We start from the raw sequence: 3,436 nt of genomic DNA, 5'->3' as shown, positions 1-3,436 counted from the left end.
GACAACTGGAAGAAGCTGACGGCGGGCGAATCCGGCATTCGCACCATTACCCGCTTCCCAACCGAAGGATTGAAGACGACCATGGCCGGCACCGTGGATTTCATTCCGGTCGAGCCGTTTTCATCCACTGACCTTTCCGAGCGGCTCGGCGAACTGGTGGCCGAAGAGGCCGTCGCGCAGGCCGGCATCGGCGCCAGGGGCGATTTTCCCGGCCCCCTGTTCCTTGCGGTGGCGCCGGTCGAGGTGGAGTGGCCACAACGGCAGGAGCTCGGCCGCGCGATCGGGTCTTCGACCGAGATCAATTACGATGCCATGCTGCGGGTCGCCGGCGGCGGACGCTACACGGCCTATCACCGGCGATTCATGTTCGGCTCGGTCGCCGATCATTTGGCCGAGGTATTCGGCACCAGGGGGTCGCCGATTTCAACCTCCACCGCCTGCGCCTCCGGTGCGAGCGCCATTCAGCTCGGCGTCGAAGCGATCCGGCGCGGCGAGGCCGACGCCACGCTCTGCGTCGCGACCGACGGCTCCGTTAATCCGGAAGCCTTGGTGCGCTTCTCGCTGCTGTCGGCACTGTCGACCCATAACAACCCGCCGCAAGCCGCCGTGCGGCCGTTCTCGAAGAACCGCGACGGTTTCGTCATGGCCGAAGGCGCCGGGGCGCTGGTGCTGGAGAGCCTTGAGGCGGCCAATGCACGAGGCGCCAGGGTTCTCGGCGTCATTACCGGTTGCGGCGAACTTGCCGACTCCTTCCACCGCACCCGGTCGAGCCCCGACGGCAAGCCGATCATCGGTTGCGTGCGCAACGCACTGGCAGACGCGGGCATCGACGCCGAGCAGATCGACTATATCAACGCCCACGGCACCGGTACGCCGGAAAATGACAAGATGGAATATCTCGGCATTTCCTCGGTGTTTGGCGAACGCACCCAGCAAATTCCGGTGTCGTCGAACAAGTCGATGGTCGGGCACACGCTGTCGGCGGCGGGCGCGGTGGAGGCGATTTTTTCGCTGCTGACGCTCGAGCATCAGCGGATTCCGCCAACCATCAACTACGAGATTCCCGATCCCGCCATTCCCTTTGACGTGGTCCCCAACAAGGCCCGCGACGCGCGCGTCACGACCGTGATGTCGAACTCGTTCGGCTTCGGCGGCCAGAATGCCTCGCTGATACTGACCCGTGAACCGGTTTAGCGCGGGCGGTTTTTCCCGCCGGCGCCATGTGCCCCGAACGCCGGCACGTTTCCGGCCTATCCGTCGTTGATCCCTGATGTCCCCCCTGCTGCTTCGCGCCAGAGCAAGAATTCGCGACGCGATGAAACCGATTGGCGAGGCGGCGGTCGGGGCGCTCACGTTCATTCTGTTGCGCACCATGCGCCATTTCGATCCGATCAGGACCGCCGATTTCCTCGGGCATGTGACGCGCCGGATCGGACCGGTCGTTGCGAGCCGCGAACAGCGGATCGGCCGCGCCAACCTGACCGCCGCCTTCCCCGAGAAGCCTCCGGCGGAAATCGATGCCATTCTCGACGGCGTCTGGGATAATCTTGGACGGCTGGCAGCCGAGTTCGCCCATCTCGATCATATCTGGGAGCACGATCCGGCGTTTCCCGAAAGAAGCCGCATCGACATCAGCCCGCGCACCCATGAACTGTTCGCCAGGCTCAGGCTCGACGAAAAGCCTGCGCTGATCTTCGCTGCCCATCTCGGCAATTGGGAACTGCCAGCGGTAGCGGCCGCCGCGCACGGGCTCGAGGCGGCGACCTTGTTTCGCCGGCCGAACAGCGCGTCCGCCAACCGGGTCATCGAGAAATCGCGGGCGGTGAAGATGGGGACGCTCATCCCTGCCGGGCGCGATGCCCCATTGAAGATGGCCGAAGCGCTGCGCAACGGCCAGCACGTCGCCATGCTGGTCGACCAATACTTCACCAACGGCGTGGAGGTGACATTCTTCGGCCGCAAGACCAAAGCCAACCCGACGCTGGCGCGGCTGTTGCGGCAGATCGAGTGCCCGATCCACGGTACACGGATCATCCGCCTGCCCGGTCATCGCTTCCGCGCGGAGCTTTCGGAGGAAATCGAACCGGTGCGCGACGCCTCCGGTCAGATCGATGTCCAGGGCACCATGCAGGCGATTACGTCGGTAGTCGAGGGATGGATTCGCGAATATCCGGAGCAGTGGTTGTGGCTGCACCGCAGATGGCGGTGAAACCCTAAAGCGCGATCAGATTGGGTTGAACCGGTCGCGCTGCGCGTATCGGGCGGGCGAGCGCCGAAGCGGAGCTCGCCCATACATCGCGATTCAGCTCTTTGATTGAGCATGATCTTTTCGAAAAAACCGCTACACACTTTTCCGGGTCATGCTTTATCGCCCCGTCTTCACCCTGGTCCAGAGCCGGTTGATGATGCGTTGCGTCGCGGGGTCGCGCGCGGTGATGACAAAGAGCTTCGCAAGCGTTGCCTCACCTGGATAGATATTCCTGTCGTCGAGTATCTTGGGATCGAGCAGTTTCTGGCTCGCCAGATTGCCGTTGGCGTAAGACAGGAAATTGGAATTCCTCGCCGCGATGTCGGGCCGGTAGAGGAAATTGATCAGTTCGTAGGCTTCATTGACATTCCTGGCGTCGGCTGGGATGGCCAGATTGTCGAAGAACATCTGTGCGCCTTCCTTCGGAATCGCATAACCGACCACGATGCCGCTTTTGGCCTCGCCGGCACGACTCCGCGCCTGCATGATGTCGCCGGACCAGCCCACAACCAGACAAATCTCGCCGGTCGCGAGCGCGCTCAAATATTCGGAAGAGTGAAACTTGCGAACGTAGGGGCGGATCTTGCCGACAAGTTCGGCGGCTTTCTCAAGGTCCGCCTGTTTCGTCGAGTTGGGATCGAGGCCCAGATAGTTGAGCGCGGCGGGAAAGATGTCGTCGGGCGAGTCCAGCATGTGGACGCCGCAATCTTTGAACTTCGCGAGGTTCTCCGGCTTGAAAACGATGTCCCAGCTGTCGATCTTGGCACCGGGACCCAAGATGTTCTCCACCTTCGTCACGTTGTAACCGATGCCGGTGGTGCCCCACATGTAGTTGGCGCCGTACTGATTGCCGGGATCATAGGTGGCGAGCCGTTCGGTGACGATCGGCCAGGCATTGGCGAGGTTCGGCAGCCTGGATTTGTCGAGCTTCTGGAACACGCCGGCCTTGATCTGGCGCTGCAGGAAATAGCCCGTCGGCACCACGACATCATAGCCGGACTTGCCGGCCAACAGGCGCGTCTCCAGCGTCTCGTTGGCATCGAAGGTGTCGTACACAACCTTGATTCCTGTCTCCCGGGTGAAGTCCTCCAGCACCCCCGGGGCCATATAGCTCGACCAGTTGTAGAAATTGACCGTGCGTTCCTCGGCCTTCGCCACGGCCGGTAGTGCGAGCAGGATGGCAGCCAG

The 3,436-nt window shown here is 62.5% G+C and carries 3 protein-coding genes; 2 read left to right on the top strand and 1 reads right to left on the bottom strand.

What is annotated here, in order from left to right:
* Both NEZ08_RS21415 and NEZ08_RS21410 read left to right on the top strand, forming a co-directional pair.
* Positions 1–1,194: beta-ketoacyl-ACP synthase (locus NEZ08_RS21415; RefSeq protein WP_298111459.1), on the top strand; the 1,194-nt coding region annotated here is incomplete at its 5' end.
* A 76-nt stretch (positions 1,195–1,270) separates the two neighbouring features.
* On the top strand, positions 1,271–2,209 hold the full coding sequence (locus NEZ08_RS21410; protein WP_298111456.1) for a lipid A biosynthesis lauroyl acyltransferase: 939 nt from the start codon (positions 1,271–1,273) through the stop codon (positions 2,207–2,209).
* A 156-nt stretch (positions 2,210–2,365) separates the two neighbouring features.
* On the opposite strand, the gene NEZ08_RS21405 is transcribed toward NEZ08_RS21410, so the two are convergent.
* Positions 2,366–3,436 (bottom strand): polyamine ABC transporter substrate-binding protein, encoded by a 1,071-nt coding sequence (locus NEZ08_RS21405; protein ID WP_298111453.1) that lies wholly within the window; start codon positions 3,434–3,436, stop codon positions 2,366–2,368.

This window comes from Bradyrhizobium sp., from assembly GCF_027451485.1.
In the GTDB taxonomy this organism is placed as follows: Bacteria; Pseudomonadota; Alphaproteobacteria; order Rhizobiales; family Xanthobacteraceae; genus Bradyrhizobium.
Note: the sequence above shows the minus strand (reverse complement) of the source record. Positions and strands in the feature narration are given on the sequence as shown.